The sequence below is a fragment of the Methylibium sp. T29 genome (genome assembly GCF_000576205.1).
GTDB lineage: Bacteria > Pseudomonadota > Gammaproteobacteria > Burkholderiales > Burkholderiaceae_C > Methylibium > Methylibium petroleiphilum.
In genome coordinates this window covers 1-2,487 of record NZ_AZND01000381.1, presented here as the reverse complement: position 1 = coordinate 2,487, position 2,487 = coordinate 1, and the positions used below count along the sequence as shown (strand labels likewise).

2 protein-coding genes are annotated in these 2,487 nt (G+C 69.6%); both read right to left on the bottom strand.

Annotation, left to right across the window (positions count from 1 at the left end):
• Positions 1-60: 60 nt before the first annotated feature.
• Entirely contained in the window at positions 61-894 is an 834-nt protein-coding gene (gene istB, locus x551_RS21140) for an IS21-like element helper ATPase IstB (RefSeq protein ID WP_011829064.1), read from the bottom strand.
• Entirely contained in the window at positions 891-2,390 is a 1,500-nt protein-coding gene (istA, locus tag x551_RS21135; RefSeq protein WP_036236417.1) for an IS21 family transposase, read from the bottom strand. The genes istB and istA overlap by 4 nt, the downstream gene beginning before the upstream one ends.
• Positions 2,391-2,487: the final 97 nt, after the last annotated feature.

Genomic DNA, 2,487 nt, shown 5'->3' with positions numbered 1-2,487 from the left:
GTTGACGATCGCCCAGAACTGACCCGCTGCGATCATTCAATACTGACCCACCCCTGTAGGCTACCCGAGGGTGCCTTGGTCTGTGGATATCTCTGCGGTTCTGGGGTCTTGGGTCGGTCCTTTCCTGCGTTGCGTCGTTGATCGGGTTCGTGCCGCAGCGGTGGTCGTGCTGCTGTGCCTGAAGCGCCAGGAGTCGTTGCCGCTCTCGACGATGTGGCAGTGGTGCGTGAGCCGGTCCAGCAGCGCAGTGGTCATCTTCGCGTCGCCGAAGACGCTGGCCCACTCGCCGAAGCTCAGGTTGGTCGTGATCACCACGCTGGTGTGCTCGTAGAGCTTGCTCAGCAGGTGGAACAGCAAGGCGCCGCCGGCCTGGCTGAACGGCAGGTAGCCCAGCTCGTCCAGGATGAGCAGGTCCACGTAGGTCAGCCGGTGCGCGATCTGCCCGGCCCGGCCTGCGGCCTTCTCCGCCTCCAGCGCGTTGACCAGTTCCACCGTCGAGTGGAAGCGCACCCGCTTGCCGTGCCGCTGGACCGCCTCGATGCCGAGCGCGGTGGCCAGGTGCGTCTTGCCCGTGCCCGGCCCGCCGATGAACACCACGTTGTGGGCGGCCTCAGTGAACGCCGTCGTGTGCAGCTTGCGCACCAGCGCTTCATCGACCGCACTGCTGGCGAAGTCGAAGCCCGCCAGGTCCCGGTGCGCCGGGAACCGGGCCGCCGTCATCTGGTACGCGATCGAGCGCACGTTGCGCTCGGCGCCCTCGGCATCGAGCAACTGCTCGACGAACTGCTCGGGCTCCAGCGCCGCATGCCGGCAGCGCGCCACCAGCTCCGGCCAGTTCGCCGCCATGCCGTGTAGCTTGAGCGCCTTCAGGCGCGTGACGATCTCGGCGCTCATGGCTGCTGGGCCTCCCGCAGGCTGTCGTAGCGCTGCACGTCGGCGCGGGGCTCTTCCTTGAGCGTCGGGGCGGGCTGCGTCAGCTCGCGCAGCGCCGGCGCCCCATCCTTCAGCCGCGCCAGCACGTTGAGCACATGCTCGGCACTCGGCCTGCCGGCTTCCAGCGCGATCTCCGCTGCGACGAGCACGGCCTCCAGCCCGTGCACCGGCACGGCCGCCAGCACCTGCGCCATGACCCGGTCGCCGCCGGCATGGCGCAGCAGGTGACGCTGCAGCGTCTGCAGCACCTCGGGCATGGCCTTGAAGGGCGCGCCGTTGCGCAGCGCCCCCGGCTTGGTCTGCACCAGCGCGATGTAGTGCTGCCAGTCGTAGAAGGTCAGCTCCCGCTCGAAGCTCCTCGTGTGCCGGGCCACCTCGACGCCCTCGGCCACCAGCACCACGGCCTCGGGGTAGGCGCGCAGGCTGAGCACTTCGTTGACCCAGCGGGTCGGCACGCTGTAGCGGTTGCGCTGGAAGTGCACCAGCGCCGTCGCCGACACCCGAACGGGCTGCTCGACGTAGCCGTCGAAGGGCTTCGGGCATGGCATGAGGCGGGTGCGCTCGTCCTGCAGCACGTCGGCCACGCTCAGCTCGGACCACTCGGGGTGTGCCGTCTCCTCCCAGCCCTGGCGGCAGCGCTCGGCCAGCCAGGCGTTCAGGCTGGCCAGGTCGCTCCAGCGCCGCTCGCCGGCCTCGCGCCACACCTGGCGCCGGCGGTCCTGCACGTTCTTCTCGACCACGCCCTTCTCCCAGCCCGAGGCCGGGTTGCAGAACTCGGGCTCGAACAGGTAGTGCGAGCACATGGCCTGGAAGCGGGCGTTGACGGAGCGCGCCTTGCCCACACCGACCTTGTCCACGGCGGTCTTCATGTTGTCGTAGATGCCCCGGCGCGGCACGCCACCCAGCGCCTCGAAGGCCCGGGCGTGCGCGTCGAACAGCATCTCGTGGCTCTGGGCAGGGTAGGCCGTCAACCAGAAGGCCCTCGAGGCCGCCAGCTTGGTGTGCGCCACCTCGAGCCGGCGGCGCAGTCCGCCCACGAAGACGTACTCGCAGCTCCAGTCGAACTGGAAGGCGTCGCCCAGCTCGAAGCTCATCGGCACGAAGGCCGCACGCCGCGGGGCGCTGGCCTGCCGCTCGCGCCAGCGGCGCACCCACACGACCACGCGCGGGTAGCTGCCCGCGTAGCCCAGCGCCCGGATCTGCTCGAACAGGGCCTTGGCCGTGCGCCGCTCGCGCACCGGGCGGTGCGCATCGGCACGCAGTGCCGCCTCCAAGTGCTCGGCCCAGGCGTCAAGCACGCTCGCCGTGCTGCGCTCGGGGTACTTCGGCTCGGTCACGCCTTCCTCGCGCAACCACTGCCGCACGGTGTTCCTCGACAAGCCCGTGCGCCTCGCCACCTCGCGGATGGACAGGCCATCTCGCAGGTGCATCCGTCTGATCTTGGCCAACATCGCCACGCTGATCACTCCTGGCTCTCCCCGCTCGTTCATCGAGCAGGGCAGTGTGTTTGCGTGGGTCAGTTTTGAACGATCGCAATGCCCTCAGGTGGGTCAG

What these genes read in the sequence shown, in the direction of transcription:
- istB (WP_011829064.1), bottom strand. Translation starts at nt 894, where the DNA reads ATGAGCGCCGAGATCGTCACGCGCCTGAAGGCGCTCAAGCTACACGGC.